At 65.2% G+C, this 24,333-nt stretch carries 20 protein-coding genes; 6 read left to right on the forward strand and 14 right to left on the reverse strand.

Going from position 1 to position 24,333, the window contains the following annotated elements:
- The coding region (locus RTN46_RS02660) for an acyltransferase family protein (RefSeq protein WP_312178881.1) at window positions 1-1,538 on the forward strand (1,538 nt) is incomplete at its 5' end.
- Window positions 1,539-1,626: 88 nt separating this feature from the next.
- Entirely contained in the window at window positions 1,627-2,862 is a 1,236-nt protein-coding gene (locus RTN46_RS02665) for an Ig-like domain-containing protein (protein WP_312178882.1), read from the forward strand.
- Here the strand turns inward: RTN46_RS02665 and RTN46_RS02670 are convergent.
- From RTN46_RS02670 to RTN46_RS02695, 6 genes are all read right to left on the reverse strand, one after another.
- Window positions 2,859-3,080, reverse strand: coding sequence for a PLD nuclease N-terminal domain-containing protein (locus tag RTN46_RS02670; RefSeq protein WP_312178883.1), 222 nt, complete (start codon window positions 3,078-3,080; stop codon window positions 2,859-2,861). The genes RTN46_RS02665 and RTN46_RS02670 overlap by 4 nt on opposite strands.
- Before the next feature lie 44 nt (window positions 3,081-3,124).
- Window positions 3,125-3,562, reverse strand: a complete 438-nt coding sequence (locus RTN46_RS02675) for a hypothetical protein (protein ID WP_312178884.1) — start codon at window positions 3,560-3,562, stop codon at window positions 3,125-3,127.
- A 152-nt stretch (window positions 3,563-3,714) separates the two neighbouring features.
- Window positions 3,715-4,551, reverse strand: a complete 837-nt coding sequence (locus RTN46_RS02680; RefSeq protein ID WP_312178885.1) for an alpha/beta hydrolase — start codon at window positions 4,549-4,551, stop codon at window positions 3,715-3,717.
- Window positions 4,552-4,676: 125 nt separating this feature from the next.
- On the reverse strand, window positions 4,677-5,267 hold the full coding sequence (locus tag RTN46_RS02685; RefSeq protein ID WP_312178886.1) for a sugar O-acetyltransferase: 591 nt from the start codon (window positions 5,265-5,267) through the stop codon (window positions 4,677-4,679).
- 43 nt (window positions 5,268-5,310) lie between these two features.
- Complete coding sequence (locus RTN46_RS02690; RefSeq protein WP_312178887.1) at window positions 5,311-5,637, reverse strand: hypothetical protein; 327 nt, start codon at window positions 5,635-5,637, stop codon at window positions 5,311-5,313.
- 293 nt (window positions 5,638-5,930) lie between these two features.
- On the reverse strand, window positions 5,931-6,551 hold the full coding sequence (locus RTN46_RS02695) for a LysE/ArgO family amino acid transporter (protein WP_312178888.1): 621 nt from the start codon (window positions 6,549-6,551) through the stop codon (window positions 5,931-5,933).
- Between the two features lie 71 nt (window positions 6,552-6,622).
- Here RTN46_RS02695 and RTN46_RS02700 point away from each other — a divergent pair, with 71 nt between their 5' ends.
- The gene (locus tag RTN46_RS02700) at window positions 6,623-7,501 is read left to right on the forward strand and encodes a LysR family transcriptional regulator ArgP (protein ID WP_312178889.1); all 879 of its coding nucleotides are present in this window, start codon (window positions 6,623-6,625) and stop codon (window positions 7,499-7,501) included.
- 26 nt (window positions 7,502-7,527) lie between these two features.
- On the opposite strand, the gene RTN46_RS02705 is transcribed toward RTN46_RS02700, so the two are convergent.
- The 3 genes from RTN46_RS02705 to RTN46_RS02715 all read right to left on the reverse strand — a co-directional run bounded on the left by RTN46_RS02705 (window position 7,528) and on the right by RTN46_RS02715 (window position 10,005).
- Window positions 7,528-8,037 (reverse strand): flavin reductase family protein, encoded by a 510-nt coding sequence (locus RTN46_RS02705; protein WP_312178890.1) that lies wholly within the window; start codon window positions 8,035-8,037, stop codon window positions 7,528-7,530.
- Window positions 8,038-8,075: 38 nt separating this feature from the next.
- Entirely contained in the window at window positions 8,076-8,534 is a 459-nt protein-coding gene (gene soxR / locus RTN46_RS02710; protein ID WP_312178891.1) for a redox-sensitive transcriptional activator SoxR, read from the reverse strand.
- Window positions 8,535-8,613: 79 nt separating this feature from the next.
- On the reverse strand, window positions 8,614-10,005 hold the full coding sequence (locus RTN46_RS02715; protein ID WP_312178892.1) for an FAD-binding oxidoreductase: 1,392 nt from the start codon (window positions 10,003-10,005) through the stop codon (window positions 8,614-8,616).
- A gap of 200 nt (window positions 10,006-10,205) precedes the next feature.
- On the opposite strand from RTN46_RS02715, the gene RTN46_RS02720 reads away from it, so the two are divergent.
- Window positions 10,206-11,078: a Ku protein gene (locus RTN46_RS02720; RefSeq protein WP_312178893.1), complete on the forward strand. Its 873-nt coding sequence runs from the start codon at window positions 10,206-10,208 to the stop codon at window positions 11,076-11,078.
- A 3-nt stretch (window positions 11,079-11,081) separates the two neighbouring features.
- Window positions 11,082-11,336, forward strand: a complete 255-nt coding sequence (locus tag RTN46_RS02725) for a hypothetical protein (RefSeq protein ID WP_312178894.1) — start codon at window positions 11,082-11,084, stop codon at window positions 11,334-11,336.
- Between the two features lie 10 nt (window positions 11,337-11,346).
- Here the strand turns inward: RTN46_RS02725 and RTN46_RS02730 are convergent, their stop codons facing one another.
- The 5 genes from RTN46_RS02730 to RTN46_RS02750 form a co-directional block, all read right to left on the reverse strand.
- A complete protein-coding gene (locus tag RTN46_RS02730; protein ID WP_312178895.1) occupies window positions 11,347-11,586 on the reverse strand; it encodes a DUF2630 family protein in 240 nt (79 codons plus the stop codon).
- Between the two features lie 56 nt (window positions 11,587-11,642).
- Window positions 11,643-12,332, reverse strand: a complete 690-nt coding sequence (locus tag RTN46_RS02735) for a glycosyltransferase family 2 protein (protein ID WP_312178896.1) — start codon at window positions 12,330-12,332, stop codon at window positions 11,643-11,645.
- On the reverse strand, window positions 12,329-13,678 hold the full coding sequence (locus RTN46_RS02740; RefSeq protein WP_312178897.1) for a bifunctional PIG-L family deacetylase/class I SAM-dependent methyltransferase: 1,350 nt from the start codon (window positions 13,676-13,678) through the stop codon (window positions 12,329-12,331). Before RTN46_RS02740 ends, RTN46_RS02735 begins: the two co-directional genes overlap by 4 nt.
- The gene (locus tag RTN46_RS02745; RefSeq protein WP_312178898.1) at window positions 13,672-14,745 is read right to left on the reverse strand and encodes an acyl-CoA dehydrogenase; all 1,074 of its coding nucleotides are present in this window, start codon (window positions 14,743-14,745) and stop codon (window positions 13,672-13,674) included. The genes RTN46_RS02740 and RTN46_RS02745 overlap by 7 nt, the downstream gene beginning before the upstream one ends.
- A gap of 226 nt (window positions 14,746-14,971) precedes the next feature.
- A complete protein-coding gene (locus RTN46_RS02750; RefSeq protein ID WP_312178899.1) occupies window positions 14,972-15,469 on the reverse strand; it encodes a DUF4383 domain-containing protein in 498 nt (165 codons plus the stop codon).
- Window positions 15,470-15,949: 480 nt separating this feature from the next.
- Here RTN46_RS02750 and RTN46_RS02755 point away from each other — a divergent pair, with 480 nt between their 5' ends.
- On the forward strand, window positions 15,950-24,313 hold the full coding sequence (locus tag RTN46_RS02755) for an isopeptide-forming domain-containing fimbrial protein (protein ID WP_312178900.1): 8,364 nt from the start codon (window positions 15,950-15,952) through the stop codon (window positions 24,311-24,313).
- Window positions 24,314-24,333: the final 20 nt, after the last annotated feature.

Here is a 24,333-nt window from a genome sequence, read left to right on the forward strand (position 1 = left end):
CCGCGCCCTGGGCCGGGCGGCTGCCGGGCTGGTTCCGGGCACTGGCCGGCTGGGCCGGCCTGGCGGGCATCGCAGCCTCCTTCGCCTGCCTCTCCAGCCAGAGCCTCTTTCCCGCGCCCTGGGCGCTGCTTCCCGTGGCCTCAACCGTGCTGCTGCTAGCCGCAGGCACCGGTGCCCACGGGCCGGCTTACCAACGGGTGATGTGGCCGCTGACCAACCCGCTCAGCCGCTACCTCGGACGCATTTCCTATTCGCTGTATCTGTGGCACTTCCCGGTCATCGTTTTCCTCTCCGCACTGTTCCCCGAATCTTTCGCCCTGCCGGCATTGCTCGTCTCGCTGCTGCTGGCGGTTCTTTCCTTTCACTTCATCGAGGATCCGGTCCGGCACTCCCGCTGGCTCCAGCCGCGCTACACCGCGAGAGAGCGGGGCCGGCGGTATTTCCAGCCCGCCGTTGCCCCGCGGCCGGCCCGGCTTGCTGCCACGGCAGCGGCCGCTGGCCTGTTGAGTGCCGCCTTGGTGGCCGTCGCACTGGACACCACCCTGGCGCCCACCGCCCTCCCGGCAGCAGCAGACCAGCCGGCTGTCCACGTCCCGGTTCCTTCCGCGTCCGCCGGGCCTTCTCCCGCACCCCTTGACCCGGGCAGGGACCCGGATCCGCTGCCCCCGCACACCGCAGCGTTGCGGGCCGCGCTGGCCAGCACGCAGTGGCCAGACCTGTCCCCCGACCCGGCGGCTTTCACGGCCGGCGGCGGCAGCGCCAAACCCGAGGAGTGGGTGGTGGACGGTTGCCTGGGCGGGAATGAGGCCAAGGACCCGGACCCTGTCGTTAATGCCGGCGGCTGTGTCTATGGAAACCCGGAAGCCAGCCGGGATATGGTCCTGTTCGGCGATTCAGTGGCGATGGCCTATCTGCCCGCGCTCAGGGCTGCCCTGAACCCGGATGAATGGCGTATCCACGTATTTACCGCGGCGGGCTGCACCCCGGCAGTCGTCGCACAGACCCGGATTGGCGGCGCGCCCTACCCTGAATGTCCTCGCTTCAGGGACTGGGCGGTCCAACGGATCGGTGAGCTCCATCCCGAAGTTCTGGTCCTTGCCTCCTTCCGCTATGACCCGGCCCTGGTCAGCGGCGCGACAGGAGATGCAGCCGACGCCGAATGGCAGCAGGGCACGCGGCAGGTCCACGACCAGCTGGCCGGCAAAGCCGGCAGGACGCTGGTCCTCGCCGCTCCCCCGGAAGCCAAGGATCCGGCGCAATGTGCCACCCGTTTCAGCACACCGGCCGACTGTGAAACCGCTCTTCCTGCTACCCACAGCGTCCGGAACGGCTTTGAATCCCGGGCTGCAGCGGAAGGCAACCCGGCAGTGCAGTGGGTGGACACCACCCCTTGGTTCTGCGTCGACGGGCGCTGCCCTTCGTTTGTGGGGTCCGTCCCGCTCTATGCCGATGCCTATCACCTCAGTGCCGCCGGTTCGGCCTCGCTCTCCCCGCTGCTGGGGCGGGCCCTGGCCGCTGCACCAGGGAGCCGCCCATGACCAGATTTTCACGTAAACCGCCCGCAAGGCTGGCTAACGTAGGATGATTCCAGCCGGACAAAAGCGTAGGGGAACAAAAGTGCAGGAAGTGCAGGAAAAGAGCAGCCGCAAGCGGTGGATAATCCTGGCCGCAACGGCCGGGGTGCTGGTGATTGGCGGCGCCGTAGGCGTGGCGGTGGCCAGCGGCGCTTTCGACGGCGGCAGCTCGGCTGCCCAGCCCGGGCCAACGGCTTCAGCCAGCGAATCCGCCGCTCCTGCGGTTCCCGTGGAGTTCACGGCCGAGCCGGCTGATGCGGCGGTGGAGGTCAACCCCGTGACGGTTCCCACACTCACAGTCCAGCACGGGACCATCGATTCGGTTAGCCTGGCCCCGGCGAACGGCGGCACAGATGTCACCGGCGAACTCGCTGCCGCGAAGACTGACTGGAAGGCCTCCGAACCCCTGAAGTTCGACACGGAGTACACCTTCGAGTTCACGCTCGCCGATGCCAACGGCAAAAAAACCACCTCTTCCCAGACCTTCCACACCGTCACGGCACCGAATGAGGCAAACGCCTTTATGGGCCCGGGAGACAAGGCAGTGGTCGGCGTCGGGCACCCCATCGAGATCTCCTTCAGCGAGCCGGTCACCAATAAGACCGCGGTCGAAGAGGCCATCACCGTCACCAGCTCGAGCGGGCAGGCCGGCGCATTCTATTGGATCTCCGACAACAAGGTCCGCTACCGCCCGGAGACTTTCTGGGAACCGAACTCCACCGTGACCGTGGATATGCAGCTGTTCGGCGTGGATTTCGGCAACTCGATGATCGGCAACTTCAACGAGACGCGCACCTTCCAGGTCCATAACAGCAGGGTCGCCGTCGTCGACAACAACACCAAAACCATGCAGGTCTTCATCGACGGGCAGCTGGACCGCACCTTCCCGGTAACCCTCGGGGATGCGGAATGGCCCTCGCCGAGCGGCTACCAGGTGGTCATGAGCCAGCACCAGACGCTGCCGTTCCGGGCCGAGAGCATCGGTTTGAAGCCCGGCGACCCGGCCTACTACGAACCCTTCGACGCTTCCTGGGCCAGCCGCCTGACCAACAGCGGTGTATTTGTCCACCAGGCCCTGCCAGGGGCGCTCGGGGCACTCGGGGTCATCAACGTTTCCCACGGCTGCGTTGGCATGTCAGGCGAAGGCGCCAAGTACTTCTACGACACCTTCGAACCGGGCGACGTGGTGCAGGTCCTGAACACCGGCGTGGGCCCCACAACCGTCTGGGACGGCTATGGGGACTGGAATATTCCGTGGGAGGAATACTCTTCGCAGCCCAAAGGCTAGGACCGGCGGCGCCCAAACACGAAATAGGCGATCGGCCCGATGAAGTTCACTGCACAGGCCGCGCTCCACGCCACCTTGGAACCGTGAATCTCACTGCCGGGCCGGCGCCAGATGTCGACCAGCGCGGCGCCTGCCAGCAGGAACTGGACGCCGGAGAGGATCCCCAGCCCCTTCTTCTGCTCTGCCGTCAGGTCCTTTAGGGCGGTTTTCTTGCTCATGGCTTCTCCTCGCTTTGGGGATGCTTCATTCAGCCGGAACCTGGTCAGCGGCCCGTGCGGAGCCGGAAGATCTGCGACTGCTCAAGGTAGAGCTGGACGACGGATGCCAGTGCCCCCAGCATAATCAGGTTCGGGGCCGCCCACCGCAGCCGTTGGGTCCATGGTTCAACGACATAGCCATAGTTGTTGGGCTGCAAGTAGGACGGGTCGGGCGGGATGATCATGTCGGCGAAGAGGCCAAACAGGCCCAGGACCAGCAGCCCAGCGGCCAGTGTCCAGGCAGCGATCCGGTACCTGCGCTGCCGCTGCTCGAGGCTTGCCCAGGCCTGCCGGGCGCCGGCCTGCGGCTGCTGCCCTCCAGTGTCGCTGATTTCCACCACCTGCGGCGGCGCCTCGACGATCTGTTCAAAGCCGGCTTCGATGCCGCCGCGCTGGTACGCCGGATCGTAGCGCGGGTCGAAGTCACTCTGCCTGCTCGTCATGATGATGTATTCCCATCATTCGTGCGGACCGGACCGGACCCTGCGGCGGGCGCCCAAGCCACCCGGATCCCGCCGTCGTCCGTTCCGGCCCTCCCCCATTGGTGCACACACTGTAACCGATGGCAGGCTCACGAAGCCGGGGGAACGCTGGCCTATCTGGCCAGGAAGGTCAGCAGCGCGTCGTTGACCTCTGCCGCGTGCGTCCATAGAAGGCCGTGCGGAGCGCCTTCGATCTCAACATATTCCGCGGACGGCAGGGCCTTGGCGAACTGCCGCCCGGTCGCGTCAATGGGCAGGATGTTATCGGCTGTGCCGTGGACGATCAGTGCGGGAACATCGATCTTCGGGATATCTCCGCGGAAGTCGGTCAGCCAGGTCGGCTGGGCGGCTATGGCGGCGGCCGGGCTCGCGGAGACCGCTAGGTTCCAGCCGGCGTTAATGACTTCCTGGCTGAGCCGCGGAGTGCCCAGCAGGTCATCGGCGTTATAGAAGTTCTGGAAGAACTCGGTGAAGAACGCGTACCGGTCCGCGGTGACTGCCTGAAGCAGGCCGTCAAAGACTTCCTGCGGAACTCCGGTCGGGTTGTCTCCAGTCTGCAGCAGGTACGGTTCCAGCGAACCTAGGAAGACCGCCTTGGCCACGCGTGCCGAGCCGTAGGTTCCCAGGTAACGGCCCACTTCGCCCGTGCCCATGGAGAATCCGACCAGGACAACGTCCTGCAGGTCCAAGGCGCTCAGCAGGGTGCTGAGGTCGGCGGCGAAGGTGTCGTAGTCGTAGCCGGTGACCGGCTTGGAGGATTTTCCGAATCCTCGCCGGTCATAGGTAATGACACGGTAGCCGGCCTCCAACAGCGCGGCCGTCTGCTTTTCCCAGGAGGATCCGTCCAGCGGATACCCGTGGATCAGGACGACGGGCTGCCCGGAGCCGTGGTCCTCGTAGTAGAGGTCGATGGAAGTGCTGTTATCGTTGCCAACGCTGATCTGGCCCATTCCTGGTTCTCCTGTCCTAGACGCCGGGGTGAAACGGCCATTTCTCCCCAATTCCCCACTGTAGGGAACTCTTGCTCGTCCCGCCCTCCCGCGCATGCGGATTGGGGCGGCTGGGCCCCGGGGGCCTAGGCGCCGTCGTCCAGTTCCCGGACGATGCGCGCCGGATTTCCCACTGCGACGACGTTGGCCGGCAGGTCCCGCGTGACGACGGCGCCGGCCCCCACCACGGTGTTCGCTCCGATACTGATTCCGGGCAGGACAACCACGCCCCCGCCTAGCCAGACATTGTTGCCGATAGTGATGGGCCGGGCGGCTTCCAGTTTGTCCCGCCGAGGCCCCGGAGCCAGCGGGTGGGTAGGCGTCAGAAGCTGCACGTTGGGTCCGATCTGGACATCATCGCCGATGCTAATTGGGGCTACGTCCAAGGCGGTGAAGTTGTAGTTGATAAAGGTCCGCGCACCGATGCTGATGTACTTTCCGTAATCGACATAGAGCGGCGGGCGGATCTCGGTTCCCTCGCCGATCTCACCGAGCAGTTCAGCAAGGAGCGCGACGGCGGTGTCCGGGTCCTGCGGCCAGAGCCGGGTGTAGCGGTCGGCCAAGGAGATCGCCCGCCTGCTGTCAGCAGCCAGTTCGGCGTCGTCGGCGATGTACATTTCCCCTGCCTGCATCCGTTCCCGCATGGACCGGGGATCTCCCTCGAAGTAGTCGGTCATGGCCCTCCTTCAGATTGATGTGGGGAATTACGTCCCTTCCAACCTAACCGCCTAACTGCCCGGCAGTCAGGCCCAGGGCGTTTCGGTACAGGACATTCTCGTGCAGCTGCTCCCACCCTTCGGCGGCCTCAGGGTTCCTCTCGGTGTAGCCGTCCACGACCAGGGCTGCTGTACCTGGCACTCCCGGCGCATTACCGGTGACCACCAAACCTTGCCCGAGACCTCCGCTGCAGCCGGCGGACCAGTTATCATCCTCGTCGCCGGCCACAACAACCAGGCAGTGGGTGGTGCTACTCCGGGAAACGTAGTAACGCGCGGTACCATTCGTGGCCAGGTACCGGACCTCGTCTCCACCCTCTTGCAGTGACACCCAGTCGGGAAGGGTGTCCTGTTCACCGGCCTCAGTGTCAAAGATGGCAAAAGGGGGTGGGGGCGGTGCAGAGCAGCCGCCAAGGGCTAAAGCTCCCGCGGCAGCAATCGCGGTCCAGCCAGCCAAGGCACCCCCTCGGGGTCCGGGTTTGGCCAGTGCCGCCCGTGCCTTCAATGCCCTCCGTGCCCGCGAAATATCCATTCCCGATCCCCCAGTTCTGCAGCGGCCAGCCCGCCGATTATCGGGAGACTATCAGCAACGGCGGGCCGGATTTCCAAGGCCCTCAGCGCGGGTCACAGGGAACTGCTGATCAGTCCAAGCGCAAGCACCAGCATAAAAACGCCGATGGACAGGTCCAGGATCCGCCAGGCCTTGGGCATGGCAAAAACGGGGGCCAGCAGGCGCGCCCCGAATCCCAGGGCACTGAACCACAGGACGCTGGCAACGATCGCGCCGGCGGCAAACAGCCACCGGCCATCCGGGCCGTGGGACGCCGCAAGGGACCCCAGAAGCACAACGGTGTCCAGGTAGACGTGCGGATTAAGCCAGGTCAGGCTCAGACACGTGAGGACAGCCGCCGCCAGCGTGCCCCGGCCGCCCGTTGTAGCTTCCAGGGCAGCAGGCCGGAAGGCCCGCTTGAAGGAAAGCAGTCCATAGGCCAGCAGGAAAGCCGCCCCCGCCCAGCGGATGCCGTCCAGGGCCAGCGGCGCCGCTTCGGTGAGTTTCCCGATGCCTGCCGTGCCCAGCAGGATCAGGACCGCATCACTGAGGATGCAGACGGCCACAACCGGCACCAGGTGCTCGCGGCGGATCCCCTGCCGGAGCACAAAGGCATTCTGGGCACCGATGGCAATAATGAGGGCCAGGCCGCTTCCGAGCCCGGTGAGGAGGGGAGCCAAATCTGCTGTGGTCACCCTGCGACCGTAGGCCAGCCGCTTTCAGCAATCCAACTAATCTTTTTAACCGGAGTTTAGGATTTCTTACCATGGAGCTTAACTCGGACCAGCTGCGTGCCCTCTGTGCCGTCATCGACCAGGGTGGGTTCGAAGCGGCCGCCGCCTCCCTGCACGTAACCCCTTCGGCCATCAGCCAGCGGATCAAAGCACTGGAGAAGCAGGTCGGTGCGGTCCTGCTCCGCCGCGGCAGGCCAGCTACGGTCACGGAACCCGGCGCCGTCCTGCTGCGGCTGGCACGCCAGGTCGCGGCCCTGGAAACTGACGCGGTCCAGCGGTTGGGATTGGATGAGGCGGCCGGCCGGCCACGGGTGCAACTGGTGGTTAATGCGGATTCCCTGGCCACCTGGGTGCTGCCGGCTCTCGCTGCCCTGCCGGACATCAGCTTCGAGTTCACTTTGGAGGACCAGGACTATTCTGCCGACAGCCTCCGTAACGGCACGGCGATGGGGGCGGTGACCTCCAGCCCGGGAGCGGTTCAGGGCTGTTCAGTGGAGCCGCTGGGAACCATGCGGTACCAGCCGGTGGCCAGTCCGGCGTTTATCCGGCGCTGGCTGCCCGAGGGGTGGAACGCAGCTTCGGCCGCCACGGCACCCATGGTGGTGTTCAACCGCAAAGATTCACTGCAGCAAAGGTTCCTTCGGGACTGCTTCGGCCCGGGCGTCACGCCGCCGCACCACTTTGTGCCGGCGTCCTGGGATTTCCTGCAGGCCACCCGGCTGGGCTTTGGCTGGGCGGTGCTTCCGGATCTGCAGGCGGGGCCGCTGTTGGCAGATGGCTCGCTGGTACTGCTCGACGCCGGCCGCACCGTGGATGTGCCGCTGTTCTGGCAGCAGTGGCGGGTGGAACTCCCCGCGCTCTCCCGGGTCGCTGAGGCGCTGGCCGGAGCAGCCGGGCGGGAACTGTGCTGACAAGCGGGTCCCGCCAGGGCGGAATCCTAAAGGGCGGACTCTCCGCTCAGGCGATGGTAGGTGCGGTCATGGTAAACGAGGGGTGCGGCTGCCGGCCCGGCGTGGATTTCCAGCACGGCGGCGGCAAGCAGCGTCGAGCTGCCTGCCTCGATGCGGGACAGGATGCGGCACACCAGGGCCCGCGGCACACCCCCGAGCAGCGGCTCCCCACCCGCGAGTGTGGACCATTCCATATCCGGGCCGAACCGCTTGGACCCCCGGGCGGCAAACACTGCGGCCAGTTCGGAGTTCTCGGCACCGAGCAGGTGAACCACGATGGTGTCGGCGTTGGAAATCACGCCGGCGGATCCCTCGGTGGAGGCCAGCGAGAACGCGAGTATGGGTGGCTCTGCTGACACGGAGGCGACTGAAGATGCCGTTAGTCCCACCGGGCCGGAAGGCCCCGTGGCGGTAATAATCGCTACGCCGGCGGGGTGGCCTCGGAAGGCGTCCTTGAATTCATCCACTACGGGACGGGCAGCTGCCGTTGAAGTCATACCCCCACCGTAGAACCTCAACATTAGTTGAGGTCAAATCAGGAGTCGGGTTCCAGCAGCGGAGCCCCATGGGAGCGGAGCCCGGAGGCATCTCCCGGGTTAACAAAGCTGCACTCTGCCAGGGACAGGCAGCCGCAGCCGATGCAGCCGCCAAGCCGGTCGCGCAGCGCCTCAAGCTGGTGGATCCGGCCGTCAAGGTCCTGGCGCCAGGCGGCGGAGAGCCTCCGCCAGTCATCTTGGTCCGGGACCGCGTCGTCGGGCAGCTCCGCCAGGGCTGAAGCGATGTCGGCCAAGGGAATCCCGGCCCGCTGGGCAGCACGGATCACCGCCACCCGCCGCAGGACGGACCGGTCGAAACGGCGCTGGTTTCCGGCGGTGCGCCAGCTGCGGATCAAGCCCTGCCGCTCATAGAAATGCAGGGCGGAAACAGCCACGCCGCTGCGTTCAGCCACCTGTCCTACCGTGAGTTCCCCGGGAATCGGGGCCTGTCCGTCCATTACCCTGTTCTGCCTTGCCTTGCCTTGCCTAGCCTTGCCTAGCCTGCCGGACGCCCGCCGGCGCCCGCCCGGCTGCAGCTCAACCGGTTGCTGAATCCATTAAACCAAGTGGCGGAACGGCGTGTCCGTAGCGGAAGAGGTTCTGCGGGTCCCAGGTTGCCTTGGCATCGCGGATTGCTGCGTAAACCTCGGGGTCCCAGGCGCGGGCACGGTCCTGGGCATCACCTGCCGCGCCATGGAAATTGACCAGGGTTCCGGAAGCGTGCGGCTCAAAGGCGACACCCAGCCGCACCAGCGCCGCTTCGACGGCATCTTCGGTGGGAAGGCCTGGAACACCAAGGACAAAGAGGTGGTATCCGGCGCTGCGGCCGGACACTGCATCCGGAAATTCGGGATCAGCTCCCAATGCCCCGCCCAGCAGCCGCAACTCCGCCATGATCAGGGGTGTGCCCGATCCCGGTCCCACTTGGCGCATCAGTTCCGCGGCCGCCTCTTCGCCAAGGTCCGCGAGCAGCATTCCACGCTCCATACTGGGCATCGGACCCGCCGGATCGTCATGGATGGCATCCACTGCGCTGTAATCCATGGGACCAATCGTGTCGGCGAGGGCCGGCAGCGCACGCATCGCCCCGAGCAGTGCGTCCCCCTGCTCCTGGCCGCCAAACAACCCAAAGCGCAGCAGGACAGGCGCTGTCCCGCGGAGCTCGGCCGGGATGAACGGAGCGTCAGGAACGTGCATAAAGGCCAGTGACGCAGATGCTTCGTCCGGCAACCCCGGTGCCCATTGCCGGAACGCCTCGAGCACTTCCCCGGCAGCTCCTTCGGGATAGACGATCTGCCCGCCGTAGAATTCGCCGAGCGGCACCGCGCTGATGGTCATTGCTGTGACGATCCCGAAGTTACCCTTGCCGCCGCGCAGCACGGTGAACAGGTCCGGCTCATGATCCGGATCGACGCGGCGGGCCGTTCCATCCGCAGTGATGACCTCGAGGCTGCGCACATGATCTGCAGCAAACCCGAGGGAGCGGCCCATCAGCGGCAGTCCGCCTCCGACCGTGTAGCCAACGACCCCCACCCCGGAGCTGGAGCCATGGGCAGCCGTGAGCCCCAGCGGCACCAGCTTCTCCAGGACGGCGGACCAGCGGACGCCTGCTCCCACCGTCACGGTGCCGGCCGTCTGGTCGACTTCCAGGTCCTGCAGCCGTGAAGTATTTATCAGCAGGCCTTCGTCCATGGGCGCTGAGACACCGTGGCCGGTGGACTGGATCCCCAGGGGAATCCCGCGCTCAGCGGCCCAGGCCACAGCCCGGGCGACGTCGCCGGCGTCGAGCGCTCCCAGGGCGGCCTCCGGCCGGTGGACCAGGGCTAGGTTGTAGGAGGCAGTGTCCTCGGCATAGGCAGCCTCGCCGGGCCGGCTCACGATTCCGCCAACGCTGCCGCGCAGGGTCTCTAGGTCTGTTTCCTGGATCATGGCTTCTCCCGATGGTTGCTGTGGTCGCATACGGTTCTGGCAGAGGCGTCCGGCCTGAGCACCGAAAAATCTGCTCACAGGGTATGCAAGCCATTGGCGGCCGCCAAGGGTGGTGGGAAAGACCGGCCGCCTTGGTTCCCGCTGCGCCCCCGCCGTCCGGAGTCTGGTAACTCTCAGCCTGCTTGGTGTTCACTTGGTACATGAGAGCCATTTGGAAGGGCGGAATTGCGTTTGGGCTGGTCAACGTGCCGGTCAAGGTGTACTCCGCCACCGAGGACCACGACGTCAGCCTGCACCAGGTGCATGAGAAGGACGGCGGGCGTATCCGCTACCAGCGCCGCTGTGAAGTCTGCGGCGAAGTGGTCGAATACAAGAACATTGCCAAGGCCTACGACGACGGCGAGCAGACAGTGGTCCTCACTGACGAGGATTTGGCGTCTCTGCCGGTGGAGAAGAACCGGGAGATTGAGGTGGTGGAGTTCGTGCCCAGCGACCAGGTGGACCCCATCCTGTTCGACCGAACCTATTACCTGGAGCCGGATTCAAAGTCCATCAAGTCCTATGTGCTGCTGCGCCGCACCCTTGAGGATTCAAACCGCACAGCCATAGTCCAGTTTTCGCTGCGGCAGAAAAGCCGGCTGGGAGCCCTGCGGGTCCGCGGCGACGTCCTGACCCTGCAGACCCTCCTCTGGGAGGACGAGGTACGCGAGGCGGCCTTCCCATCCCTCGAAGAGAGCGTCCGCATTTCGGCAAAGGAACTGGAAATGTCTTCGGCGCTGGTGGAATCATTCAGCTCCGACTTTGACCCCTCGGGATTTACCGACGAATACCAGGACCAGCTGCGCACACTCATTGAAGCCAAACTGGAAAAGGGAGAGGCACTCGACACCCAGGAAACCTTTGGCGAAGAAGCCGAAGATGAGGGCGGTAAGGTCCTGGACCTGATGGAAGCCCTGCGCCGCAGCGTGGAGAAGAACCGCGGGAAAAAGTCCGGCTCAGCAGAGCAGGCGGAAACCGAGGGTAAGAAACCGGCGGCAAAGTCCTCCGGCCGGAAGACGAAGAAAGGGGCCTAAGAAATGGCCATCACCAGCTTTTTCCGTGACCGTGCCGGCAGGCAGAACGTATTCCAATGGCCAAACCTCCCGCTGCTGGCGTGGGCCGGCTTCGGGGCCGCCTCCGGCATGGCTCTGACGCAGCGCAACCGGGACTTCCTGCACCGGGCAAGCCAGGCCTCCATGATCTGGTGGGCCGCCAGGGAGACGTTCCGGGGCCAGAGTCCGTTCCGCCGAACCATCGGCGCAGCCACGCTGGCGCGGTCCCTGACCCGCTGACCGCAGGAGCTTACTGGCGGTAGCCCTCGACTTCGCTCACGGGCCGCACATTCGCGTCATCCGGATCCTCTCCCGCATCGATGCGGGCCCGGCGCTGCCGAAGCAGGTCCCAGCACTGGTCCAGTTGTTCACCCACTTGGCGGAGCTGTTCGGCGTGCCGGTCCGGATCCGGGGACGGGCCGGCGTCGCGCAGTGCCTGTTCGCGTTCCACCAGGGCCTGGATCTGCTGCTGAATCTGAAGAGAGTCCATCCCCCCACGCTAGCCAGCGGCGCAGTCCTGCACCATAGCCGGGGCACTGGGGCGGATCAGTTGAGCAGCTGCCGGAGGAAGCTCGAGAAACCTTCGGGGGTGCGCCCGTCGCGGCGGCCGGAGGTTACGGCCCGGATCCAGTCGGTGGCAATCCAGGGCAGCCCGGCTGCTTTAATCCGCTCAGCCAGCTGGACGTCCTCATGGACAGCGTCGGGCGCAAAACCACCGCCTGCCGTGTAAGCGTCAGCGGAAAAACCGAGGTTTGCACCGTGCACGTGCGGGTGGCCTTCGGCCAGGGAATGCCTTGCATGCCAGCGGGTCAGGTGCTCGGCGGTCAGGTCGGCGGCATCGGGCACCACCGTGCCCAGGATCAGTCCGTATCCGGCCGCGGCCAACTGGTGCTGCGTAAGGATCCAGTTACCCGGAACCACGGTGTCCGCGTCGGTATTGGCAATCCACCCCGCACCCAGCCGCCGAACGGCGTCGACTCCTTGGGCGCGCGCCGCCCCGACGTTGCCGGCATCGGTCTCCAGCAGGTGCAGCTCCAATCCCAGGTTGAGCCCGGCTTCCCTGGCGGCCGCCGCCGACCCGTCGGTGCAGGAATCCAGGACGACGGCAATGCTCACCCGCGCGGGCCGCTCTGCTTGAAGCGGAGCGATGGCTGCCGCCACCGATGCCAGGCAGCGCGGGAGCAGCTCTTCCTCGTTGCGGGCAGGAATAACGACGCCGGTATGGCGTGGCTTCACAGCAGCCCCGCCCGGGCGGCCACTGAAACTGCCGGTGCGTGCATCAGCACATCAATCCGGAAATCTGCCTCGCAGTGTTCGGCGACGACCTCCAGTCCGCTGCCGGAGCGGAATGCCTGATGCACGGTGTCCCCGGTCAGTGGCCAGCCGCTGTTCGGGTGCCGCCAGTGGCACAGCAGCAGCACGCCGTCCTCCGCCAGGGACGCCGCAGCGCGGTCCACTGTCGCCTGCAGCTGGCCGGGCAGAAGGAAGTAGCCGATTTCGGAAATGACCACCAGGTCGAAGGTGCCCTCCGGCCACTCTTCCGGGATGGCACCCTGGATAAACTCCACGCCGTCGGCTCCGTCCAGGCGTTCCCGCGCAAGTGCCAGGGCCCGGTCGCTGATATCCATTGCCAGTACGGACTCCGACCGCTTGGCCAGCTCACCGGTGAGGACGCCGATGGAACAGCCCGGTTCGAAGACCGTGCTGAAACGCTCCTTCGGCAGCATCGCCAGGGTCAGGGCGCGTTTGCGGTGTTCGTAGAAGCTCCCCTCAAAGTTCCACGGATCCGACGAATCTGCGTAGAGCTCTTCGAAGACCCTGCGCGCAGTCCGCGGAACGGTGATGATGAAACTCTCGAACGGGCGCTGGAAATGCTCCAGGACCTCAGGAGCCAGGAGTACTTCGTCTCCGGGTGCTGTGGAGAGCGGGGCCACCTGGCTGTGGTGCGCGGCCATCGCGCGGTCCTTGCGGGCTGCCGCGTCAGTGTCCACGGGAAAGAGGTGCAGGCCGTCAGGGATATCAGCCGCCGTCCCCCAGTGCCAGAGCCAGATGGGGTACTCGAGCAGGGGAATCCGTGCCGCCTCGGCGACCTCGGCCGCCACGGAACCGGCAGTGTCATGGTCGGTGTGTCCGTCACTGCGGCAGGGAGCCACCAGCCAAACATTGTCGCCGCTGTCCCCCACTGCCTGGGCAAGGGCACGGGCCAGCTCCCCGCGGTGGTCTGCGAGGCGGCCATCGGGCAGCCCCAGCAGCCTGACCCCAGCCCGGGGAGCAAGCTCGGCAACGGCATCGTGCAGCTCCTTCCCGCGGAGAGCCGAAAGCGACTCGGGGGTGTGCGTGGGCGAGCCGGGATGCGATGCCTCACCTGCCGTTGCCACTACGACGTCGACGGTTGTCCCGGCCGCTGCCAAGGCAGCTATCAACCCACCCGCGCCCAGGGATTCGTCATCTGGATGCGCCGCGAGGACCACCAGGCGTTCGGGAATTCCGGCCAGGGCTGCACCCAGGTGGGGAGCCTCATTGATCAGGGGGAGCCAGGTTTCTTCGGTGCGGGTCGGGTCCTGGTGCGTGAAGCTCACCATGGATCCCCCGCGGTGGCCAGCAGCGCTTTGCCCAGGGCGGCGTGATCGCGCTCTGCATGGTGCTGGCGGACATAGACCTGCAGGTCTGCCACCCGGCGGGCATGCTCTTCCTCGGCAGTAAGCGGACCGGGGCCGAGTCCGTGGGCGGCGGCCTGGAGCACCTGTTCGACCGCCCCGGCGACGACCGCTCTGACCCGCTGGGCGAGGATCGCGCCGGCTGCTCCGTCTGCCCTGCCGGCATCAACGTCCGCCGCCGCTGCTGCCAGCGACCGGCGGGCGGCGTGCAGGGCAGAGTCCGCCTGCCCAATCAGCATGTGGGCCACTTGGTCCGGGGTCCGGCTGCGGCTGGCACGCATCAGCCGGCGGGCAATTCCCACGGCGCCGCCGTACCAACACGCGGCTACTCCCATGCCACCCCAGGCGAACCCGCTGCGCTCCAGGTACCAGTTATCTGCGCCCAGCGGCACGGCGGGCACATCCTGGAAGTCGACCGCACTGCTTTCCACCGCGGCCAGCCCACGGCTCACCCACAAGCCATCTCCCGCCTGCACACCGGGAAGCCGGAGGTCGACGGTAAAGGCACGCCGGGACTGGGGGCCCGTGCGTGCGGTGATCACCGCGTAGTCCAGCTGCGCTGCCAGCGAGCACCACGGCTTCCTGCCGGAAAGCTGCCACACGCCGTCGAGCTCAGCTGCTTCCAAAACCATCCCGGGCGCCTCAGCGGCATAAACTCCCCAGGTCCCGGCGGAGGAATCTATTCCGTGTTCGGCATATTCGGTGCCCGGATCCTGTTCGGCGGACTGGGCCAGGATGGCGAGGGCGTCCAAATGCGGTTCGATTACCCGTGCCGCCGTGAGATCCGCTGCCCCAAGGGTTGCCAGCAGCTCCCACAGCCGGGCAGTTGACCCCTGCCCCGGCAGGGGGGCGAAAGCGGCCGCGGGCTTGATCAAGGACAGGGCAGCAACAGCTGAACCGTTGGCGTCAACCGCCAGGCCCGCCAGATCCTCGAGGGCAGCGTAGTCATCTTCGGAAAGGGGTGCGGCCCCCAACAGGACGGGGGAGCTCATGCCGCGCCGCCCTGGCCCGGGGTTGGTGCATTTGCGCAACGCAACGGGCGGGAAACAGCAGGAGTCAACTCGGTCAACACGGGCCCAACCATCCTTTCTAAGGGTGCTTCCTAATTTACAACTTCACTGCAAGATTCCCGTAATACTGGCCTGCGGGAACTCAACAGTTCAGCGGACACACAGAAGGCACGGCCCTCAGCCGTGCCTTCCTGCGCATGGGTGGCAGCTAGTTCGGGATACTGCCTTCACCCGGCGAGCCGCGGCTTCCACTGCTGCTGCGGGCCGTGTCAGAGCCGAGCACGAAGCCAAGAATGATCATCACGGCTCCCAGTCCAAGGTGCAGCCAGTTATCAGCCCAGTTGAACGGGACAAAGTTGGCCGCGCCATTGAGGGGAATGATCAGTCCGTAGATAAATAGGAGCAGATACAGAACACCGGCGCCAATCAGATAAGTCTTTGCCGATGAATTACTTCGCGCCATCCACAACCCTGCGAGTCCGAGGAGTATGTGGATTACATTGTGCAGAATAGAAACTTGAAAAACTCCGAGGAGGACGGCCTCAGAGTCGTAACCGGCGAAGTAGAGCGCACTGTAGTTCGCGGTAATTCCGGGGATAAATCCGAGTACGCCAATTACCAGGAAAATAATGCCAAAAACAATCGCCGCCACTTGGATGTTTGTCCTGCGGGCTGATAGTCCTCGGCTACTGCTTGCGTATGACATGGCCAACTCCTTAGCTCCGGCAGAGAGTGTGAACTCCGGCCACCTGGAGGCCCTTAAAACCTACGCATTAAACTCTTGCACAGTCGGTGCCCATTGGGAAGCAAGCTTACTATTCCTTGGGGGCCCGCACCCAAGGCACCACTCCTGCAGTGCGGCTGCTTGCGCAGGGGCAAATCGGCGGCGTGCAGGACTGCCCGCTGCCTGGCCCACGGTTCCGCGTCGAAGCTGAACGCCCGGAGGCCTCCGCACAGCCGAATCCGATGTGCGAGAGCAGGAGATGCGGACCAAAACAGCCGATCCCGCCCACAGTTTCGCGTTTTATGCGAAATGTTTGCTCAAGATACGGTAAAGCCAGCGTAGTAATACGCTATAACGCCGTCCGGCTCCCGTAAGCTTGATTCGTTTATATTCAAACCGCTTTTTGCTCGAGTCAATCAGCGGACCTTGCTGGGGGTCCTTTTGCGCAGGCTGCTTACTTTCTTGCTGTCCTTTTCCCTTTTGGTGACCGGGCTGGTGGTCCCGGCCCTGCCGGCCGTCGCTGCCGACACCGGTTTGTCCCTCGGGAAGGAGGCACCGGACACTGTCCTCGTCAACGGCAAGGCATCGTACTCACTGACGGCCAGCAACACCGGGAACGATGCGCAGTACAACGTCTCCTTCCGGGATGTCCTGCCCGCGGGAGTTAGGTACGAGCCGGGAAGCACCATGCCGGCAGGCAACGAACCGCTCGTGATTGCGGATAAGCCTCTCCCCGGACAGACCACGCTCATCTGGCGTGATGCCTTTGACCTGCAGCCCAGCGACTCGAACGGGATCAGCTTCGGCGTTTCCGTGGACCCGGCCAGCCACCCCGTGGGCAACACTGTTACCAATAACGCTGACGTGTACGCCAACACCAATCCGCGCACGGTCCCCGCCTTCAACCCTGACGGATCCGTCCGGGCCGCAAGCTTCTCCTCCTCGGCTGCCAGCGGGCCGGTATCTACAACCGTGACTGCCTTGGAAGTCGCCAAGTCCGAGCCGAGCCCGGAATCCGAACTGCTCCGCGGAGTACATACCCAGACCACCGTGTACACGGTGAAGGTCACGAACAACACCTTTGCCGCCACCGACGGTGTGGTTGTCACGGACTACCTGCCGGCCAACCTCGAGTTCCTCGGGTGCGGGGCCGTGGACAATGGTCCTGAGGAGTTCCCCGGTGCCCCCTCGCTTGCGGGCACCCCTGTGATTGACCCCTGCCTGGTCCCGGCTTCGGTTGAAACGGTCCAGAACCCGGCGGGATATCCGGACGGCGTCTACACCAAGGTCGTCTGGGAACTGGGCAGCATGACCGCCGGCCAGGTAACCGATATCCGTTACGCAGCCGGAGTACCCCTGCGGGAGAACACCTTGTTCGATTCGGCGCCCACCCCGGAAAGCCTGGGCCAAGCTGCCAACCTGGCCAACAACACCGGCGCTCCCACGCGCCAGGTCGACGGCGGCGACGCGGCCACTAACTATGTAGAGGCTGCCGGCCGGTATTCCGGCAAGGTGGAGGCCGATGGTCCTCCCGAGGTCATGGCCAAGGACCAGCACACCGTCACGGTGCACGATCTGCGCATCCTGAAATCCTCCGCCGTGCAGGAGTTCAAGGCCGGCGAGGTCGTCACTTACACGCTCCAGCTTGATGCCAGTGAATATGCGTCCAGCAATGGAATCGTCATCACCGACGTCCTTCCTGACGGCCTCTGCCCGCTGGGAACCTACAAAGACAAACCTAAAGATTGCGAATTGGGCGGCCAAGAACCGTCGGTCCCCTACAAGTCCGTGACCCATGACCTGACGGCCGGCACCTTCACCCTGGTGTTCGAACCGCAGGCAGTTATTGAAGCCAACGGCAGTTACACGCTCACCTACCCCGCGCTGATGCGGAAGGACTACAGCGGCGGATCGCTGAGCAACACCCCCACCTCCGCCGGTGACGCCTTCCAAAACAAGGTTTCGCAGACGGCCGTCACCACCCCGATCCCAGCAAACCCCGTCGATGCGGGAACCGTCAGTGTCACCGACCCGTCATCGGCGGGCCTGAGCACCGATGCTGAGTCGCTGACCAAGGAAATCGGACTCGATTCCGCTCCGATGACCTGCTCCAGCGCCGATTTCCGCGCCGAACCCTCCGGAACAGATGACGTGACGTTCGCCAAGGGCGACCGCGTGTGTTTCAAGGTCTCGGTGAAGTTTTCCGGAGCGGTGGAAACCCGCAACGCCGTCGTAACCGATTTCCTGCCCACCAACCTCACCTACGAAGACGGATCAGCCACCGTTTCGGGCTTCGGCCCCGGCGTGCAGTTCAGCGCGGATCAGGGGCTGCTTACCTGGACCCTGGGCGATAGCGTCGGCGGCAGCCGGATAGTTCCGGCCGGCAGCGTCTTCACCGTGGTCTTCAGCGCCATCGTCAACTCCGCCCCGGCCCAGACCGGGGACAAGACCGGAAACCTGGCCAAACTGCGCGCCACCAACACTGCAGGCCAGGCCCGTTCGCACCGCGACGAGGTCAATTTCCTCACCGAAAAAACTCCGCTGAGCATCGACAAAAATGCCTCTGCAGCGCAGGTGCGGGCCGGAGACAACGTGACCTACACGCTTAAGGTTGAGAACAGCTCCTCCCGCGCGGTCAAAAACGTTCAGGTCTGGGATGTGCTCCCGGAAGAAATCCGCTGCACCGACATCAGCAATCCGGGTGGCGGCACCTGCACCGATCCCAAGGCCCCCGGCCACCCCAACTTCGCTGGGAATGCGAACCACAGCGCCCTGACCTGGAATATCGCTGACATCGCACCAGGTGCCAGCCATGACCTCAGCTACCAGGTCAAGATGCCCTCCTACTTGGGCGTCTCCGAAACGCTGACGAACACGGCGCACGTCCGCTCCTACGAAGCGGTCACCAACATGGGTGACACCGTGACGCATTACCCCGGCGAGAACATTGACACATCAGTGGACAAGAAGGCTCAGGATCCCGATCCGGTCCGCGACGATGCGCTGGTCCAGGTTCCCTCTGCCGCCGTCGCCAAGGGAGTGACTTCAACAGTGGGCGAAGCAGGGAACACCGGTTCGGAACCGGCTCCCGATGCCTCAACCCAGGCAGCTATCGGCGAAAAGGTAACGTACACCGTCACCGCCACCATTCCCGCTAAAGCAACCGTGTACAACGGCGTCCTGAAAGACACCTTGCCCGAAGGCCTGAGCATTTTCGGTAGCCCAGCCATCACTCTGCCGGATGGACTGCCGGGCTCCGCGGTTGTCAGTGGCAACACTGTGACTGTCAATCTCGGCGACTACGCGAACACCTCGGAACAGGACCAGGTCCTGCGCATGGTCATCGAAGCAGTAGTCACAGATCTGGCGGCGAACACAGCCGGCACTAACCGGACGAACACCGCAACGCTGTCGAGCGGCGCTGGAACGTACCCGGGGGCAACCGACCCGGAAGACCGATCCGCCAGCGCCCAGACAGGCATTGTGGAGCCGGTACCGGAAATCACAAAAACCAACGACCATCCTGCGTCTGACCACACGGTCACGGGCGGGGACGTCATCACCTACACCGTCACCGCCCGCAACGCCTCCGGTTCGGTGCTGCATAACGCGGTGCTGACTGATTGCCTGCCTGCCGGGCTCACGTTGACCACCACCGGCCTGAACAGCCGTGTCCTGGCCGCGGATGAAGCCGGCTGCCCGGCCGGAAGCACCCTCATCAGCTGGAACCTCGGTGATCTGGCCCCCGGAGCCCCGGACGTAGTGCACAACTACACAGCCAAGGTTGAAGACGCAACGGCCGGTTCTTTGACCTACACCAACACGGTCCAGCTCGCCGGAACGAGCCTGAACGACGCTCAGGCCGACGGAGATGTCCGGACGTACACCACCTCGGCGGAAAGTTCGGTCAAAACGGCCGGCGCAACAGTGGAAAAGACGGCGACCCCGGCGGCCGCCACCAAGGGTGAGACAGTTACGTACACGGTCAAAACGACCATTCCCGCCAATATCAACTTCTACAACCTCACCATTCTTGACGACCTGCCCGCCGGGATTGATCCGGCCAGCGTGGCAGTTGTCGGCACCGGCGATGTGACCCACCTTAAAGGGCCCGACGGCGACCCGAAGATCGGGTTCCTCCTCGGTGACTACACCTCGAGTACACAGGAACGCATTGTGACGGTCCAGTACACGGCAAGGGTCGTTACCGTTGAGGACCCCGCAGCGGGGGCGAACCTGCTGAACAAGGCCTACCCGGCCTGGAATACCGTCAAGGAAGCCAAACCCACCACACCGGCGCATCCTTTCGACCAGCAGGGCCAGGATTCTTCGGCCACGGTCAAGGTCCTCGAGCCCAAGGTCAGCCTCAGCAAGGCAGTTTCCGATTCCACCCCGGAGCCCGGTGAGAGCTTCACCTACACCGTCCGGGCAACCAACTGGGGCGGCGCCAACGCCAGCGCTGCCCACAACGTGGTGATCACCGACGTCGTGCCGTCCAACGTCCGGGTCGGCAATCTTGGCAACGGCGGTGTCCTCACCGGCCACGACCCGCAGACCGGGGGTGGCACCATCACTTGGAACATCTCCAAAATCGACCCGGGTGCGTGGGTGGAGCTGACCTACACCGCCAACTTGGCAGCATCCGGGCAGCTGACCGCGGACGGCCTGAAGAACACTGCCAAGGTGGCGTCCTACACGTCCCTGCCCGGGACAGATCCTGCTGACACAGGACAGACCTACCCCGGCCCCGAGGCATCGGCGACCGTCACACCGGCCTTCCCGAAGCTGGCCGCTTCCAAGTCCACTCCCAACGGCGACATCGCCTACCGGGGCCAGCCTTTCACCTGGCAGGTCAAGGTCACCAACTCCGGCCAGGGAACGGCCCTCAATGCCGGTGCCACCGACAAGCTTCCGGAAAACTGGACCTACGTCCCCGGCAGCGCCCTGGTCAGCGTCAACAACGGCGGTGCGGCCGCCGTCGAGCCCGTTATTTCTGGAGTCCGGAACCTAACCTGGGCCAACCTTGGCAGCCTGCCACCCGGGACGTCGCTGACGATCACCTACCAGGCTGTTCCGGCGACCGCTGCTGCGGTCGGAATGGCCACCGCACACCGCAACACGGCCACACCCACCGGCACCGACCCGACAGGTGAGCCTGGAAACAAGACGGGCAGCTATTCCGGACCGTCCACCAGTGCGGAAGCGAAGATTGCCTCAGCTGACCTCTCGATTGAGAAGACCGTCGGTAAGGCCCCTGTAGCCGGTCTGGACGGCAGCTGGATCATGACCGTGACCAACAACGGCCCGGACACCGCAGCCGGACCGTTCAAGGTGAAGGACACTTTCGACCTGCAGAATGCCGCGACTGTCACCGGTATTTCCGGTACTGGCTGGACGTGCCAGATCGGAACAATGGAGTGCACACGGACTGGGACACTGGCATCCGGCGACTCGTTCGAACCGATCACCGTCACCTACTCGGTAATCGGAGGCGGCCAGAGCACCGTCCTGACAAATACCGCGCAGGTCACCGGGCAAACCCATGACCCGGTCCCGGAGAACAACACCGATACCGCCACCGCCCGCGTCACCGCTTACGCGGACCTGGTGCTCAGCAAGGATCTGGTCGGTTCCATGGTGGCCGGGCAGCAGGCAACCTACACGCTGGAGGTCAGGAACGCCGGGCCTTCGGTTGCCCGTGGCGGGTTCACCATCACGGACACCATTCCGGCCGGCACCAGTTTCGTCTCGGCGTCCGGGACGTGGTGGAGCTGTGGAGCACTGGCAGACGGCAAGGTCACCTGCAGCTACCTATCGGACCTCCCTTCCGGAGCTAAAGCCAACGTGCTGACCCTGGTGCTGGCGGTTGATTCCAGCGCGACGGAGGCCATCACTAATACGGCCACGGTCACACCGGTCACCCCGGAGGCGCCGGACGGTGAACCCCAGCCGACGGAGAACAACACGGATACGGCAACCGCCACTCCCGGGCAGGTCACGGACCTCGGCATCGCCAAGGTCCTGTCTTCCAAGGACCTGGTCGCCGGCCAGCAGGCCACCTATGCAGTTTCAGTCACGAACTACGGGCCCTCGGCGGCCCGGGACGTGGTGGTCATAGATGATCTGGATCCCCGCCTGACCTACGTGTCTTCCGCTGGGAGCGACTGGACGTGCTCTGCCGTGGACCAAAAGGTGTCCTGTGCCTATACGGCCAATGGAGGTGTGCTGCCCGCTGCGTCGCCTGCGGTCGCCACCAGTTTCGACCTGACCGTCCTGGTCTCCGCATCCAGCGGCGGCACCGACATCTCCAACACGGCGTCGGTCACCACGAGCACTCCTGAAGTTGGCCCCGCACCGAACACCAGCACCAGCACCGGCCCCACCACGGCCCGTGCCGACCTGACATTAGCCAAGTCGCACAGCGACACGGCGATAGCCGGGCAAAACCTGGCCTACACCCTCGTTGTCACCAACAACGGGCCGTCGAATTCCAGCCTTGCTGCCGGTGGCGGCTACCTGAAGGTCACGGACATCCTGCCGGATGGCATGTCCTTCGTGTCGGCCAGTGCTGGCTGGCGATGCACCACTGCGGGCCAGCTGGTCACCTGTGACTATCCGGGCAACCTGGCTCCCGGCGGATCAGTCTCCCTGGTCATGACCGTGGCCATCGCAGCACATGTCCAGGGCGTCGTATCCAACGCCGCCTTCGTGACCGGTGACGGTACGGTTCCTGACCGGGAGCCGGGCAACAACCACAGCACCGATCCGACCGAGGTGCTCAGGGAGTCGGTACTCTCACTGACCAAGACTCTGGACACCCCGGCACCGGTGGTCGCCGGAACCACTGCGCGGTTCACCCTGCAGGCGGTGAACGCCGGCCCCGGCAATGCCGAATCGGTCACGGTCCGGGACACCCTCCCGCAGTACCTGAGCTTTGTCTCGGCGTCTGGTGCAGGCTGGACCTGCGAGGCCTACGGCCAGGACGTCGTGTGTGAACGGCCGACGGCGTCGCTCGGTGCACAGCCGCCGATTACGGTGCTGGCCGCCGTGGATCCAGCCGTGCCGGTAACCCCGGCCAACGGGGTCCTGACCGTCCAGAACGTGGCCGAACTGACCAGCGGCACGCCGTCGACCATCACCAACCCCGGACCCGTCGATGTGCCGATCATTGCCAGCGCTGACCTGCAGCTGACCAAGGCTGCCTCCGCAGCTACCGTCGAAGCCGGAACAGGCATGGACTGGACCCTGAATGTCAGTAACAACGGGCCAAGCACCGCAGCCGGCCCGCTGACCGTCACCGATACCCTGCCGGCGGGCCAGAGCTTTGTGTCCGCAGCCGGCGCAGGATGGGTTTGCACCGCTGCCGCTCCGCCGTCCGATCCGAACATGCAGCAGCTGGTTACCTGCACCTTCGCCGGGTCGCTGGCACCGGGTGCCTCCGCGGAACCGCTGGTCCTGACCGTGCTGGTCGGTGCTGATGCGGCCGAAGCCGACATGGAAAACACGGCCGTGGTCTCCTCACCCACACCCGACCCGGTACCCGCAAACAACAGCGGCACCGCCGTCGTCTCCGTGGACCGTGTTCTATCCCTCGGCATCACCAAGACGCACACTGGGAACGGAACGGTTGGGGAACTGAAGGACTTCCGGATCACGGTAACCAACACCGGGACATCCAACGTCCAGGATCTCCAGGTCCAGGACGTACTCCCGGCCGGCCTGGTGTTTGAGTCCGCTGCAGGGAACGGTTGGACCTGCACGGAGGCCGAGGGCACAGTGTCCTGCGACCACCCGGCTACGCTCGCGCCCGGCGAGTCTGCCGCGGACATCGTCATCACCGTGATGGTGGAACCGGCTGCCTACCCGTCGGCGCTCAACACCGCGGTGGCTTCCTCCCAGGACCCTGACCTGCCGGGAACCTCCACAACGGATGACCGGCTCGACGTCGATCCTTCGGCGATCCTGGAACTCGCCAAGGTCCACAACGGCGAGTTTGCCGTCGGCAGCCAGGGAACCTACACCCTGACGGTCACCAACACGGGTCCGACGGCAACTCCCGGATCCGTGGTGATCCAGGACGAACTTCCGGATTCCCTCCGGTTCGTTTCCGCAGCCGGTGACGGCTGGTCCTGCGCCGCTTCAGGGCAGGACGTGGAGTGTGACCGTCCCGGCGAGCTGGCCGTGGGTTCCTCAGCCGAACTGGTGCTCACAGTCGACGTGCTGGCCGGCGCCTACCCGCAGGTCGAGAACACGGCCACGGCCCGGGCTCCAGGTTCCACGCCGGTGACCTCCACCGACACGGCACCTGTCCTGCCGCTGGTGAGCTGGAACATCGAGAAGGTGCTGGACGGTTACTCCAACCACCAGGCAAGCTACCTGATCTCGGTGACCAACACGGGCCAGAACACCTCCGTGGCTCCGGTGACGGTGACCGACAACCTGCCCGCGGGCCTGGAATTCGTGTCCGCCGGGGGTACCGGCTGGGACTGCCCCCCGGCCGGAGCGCGGGTTGAATGCCGGTACGACGGCGGCATCGCACCGGGCGGGACCAGGGAGCTGACCGTGGTTGCGAAGGTAACGGCTGCGCCGGGCACCGTGGTCGAGAACGTCGCTTCCGTCTCCGGTGGCGCGGGCTCCTCAGGCAGTGTCATGGCAGAGCCATCTGCCGACAGCGGGCCCGCACTGGTCGAGGCAACGGCCGACGGCAAGCTGGCTAACACTGGTGCGTCCGGCATGCGGATCCTGTGGGCCGCACTGCTGCTCCTGCTGGCCGGAGCGGGGATCCTCTGGCTGGAGCGCCGCCGCCCCCGCGGAACGCCAGCCTAGCGGTCCAGCCGCGCTGCCCC

The organism is Arthrobacter sp. (assembly GCF_031988865.1).
Lineage (GTDB): Bacteria > Actinomycetota > Actinomycetes > Actinomycetales > Micrococcaceae > Arthrobacter_B.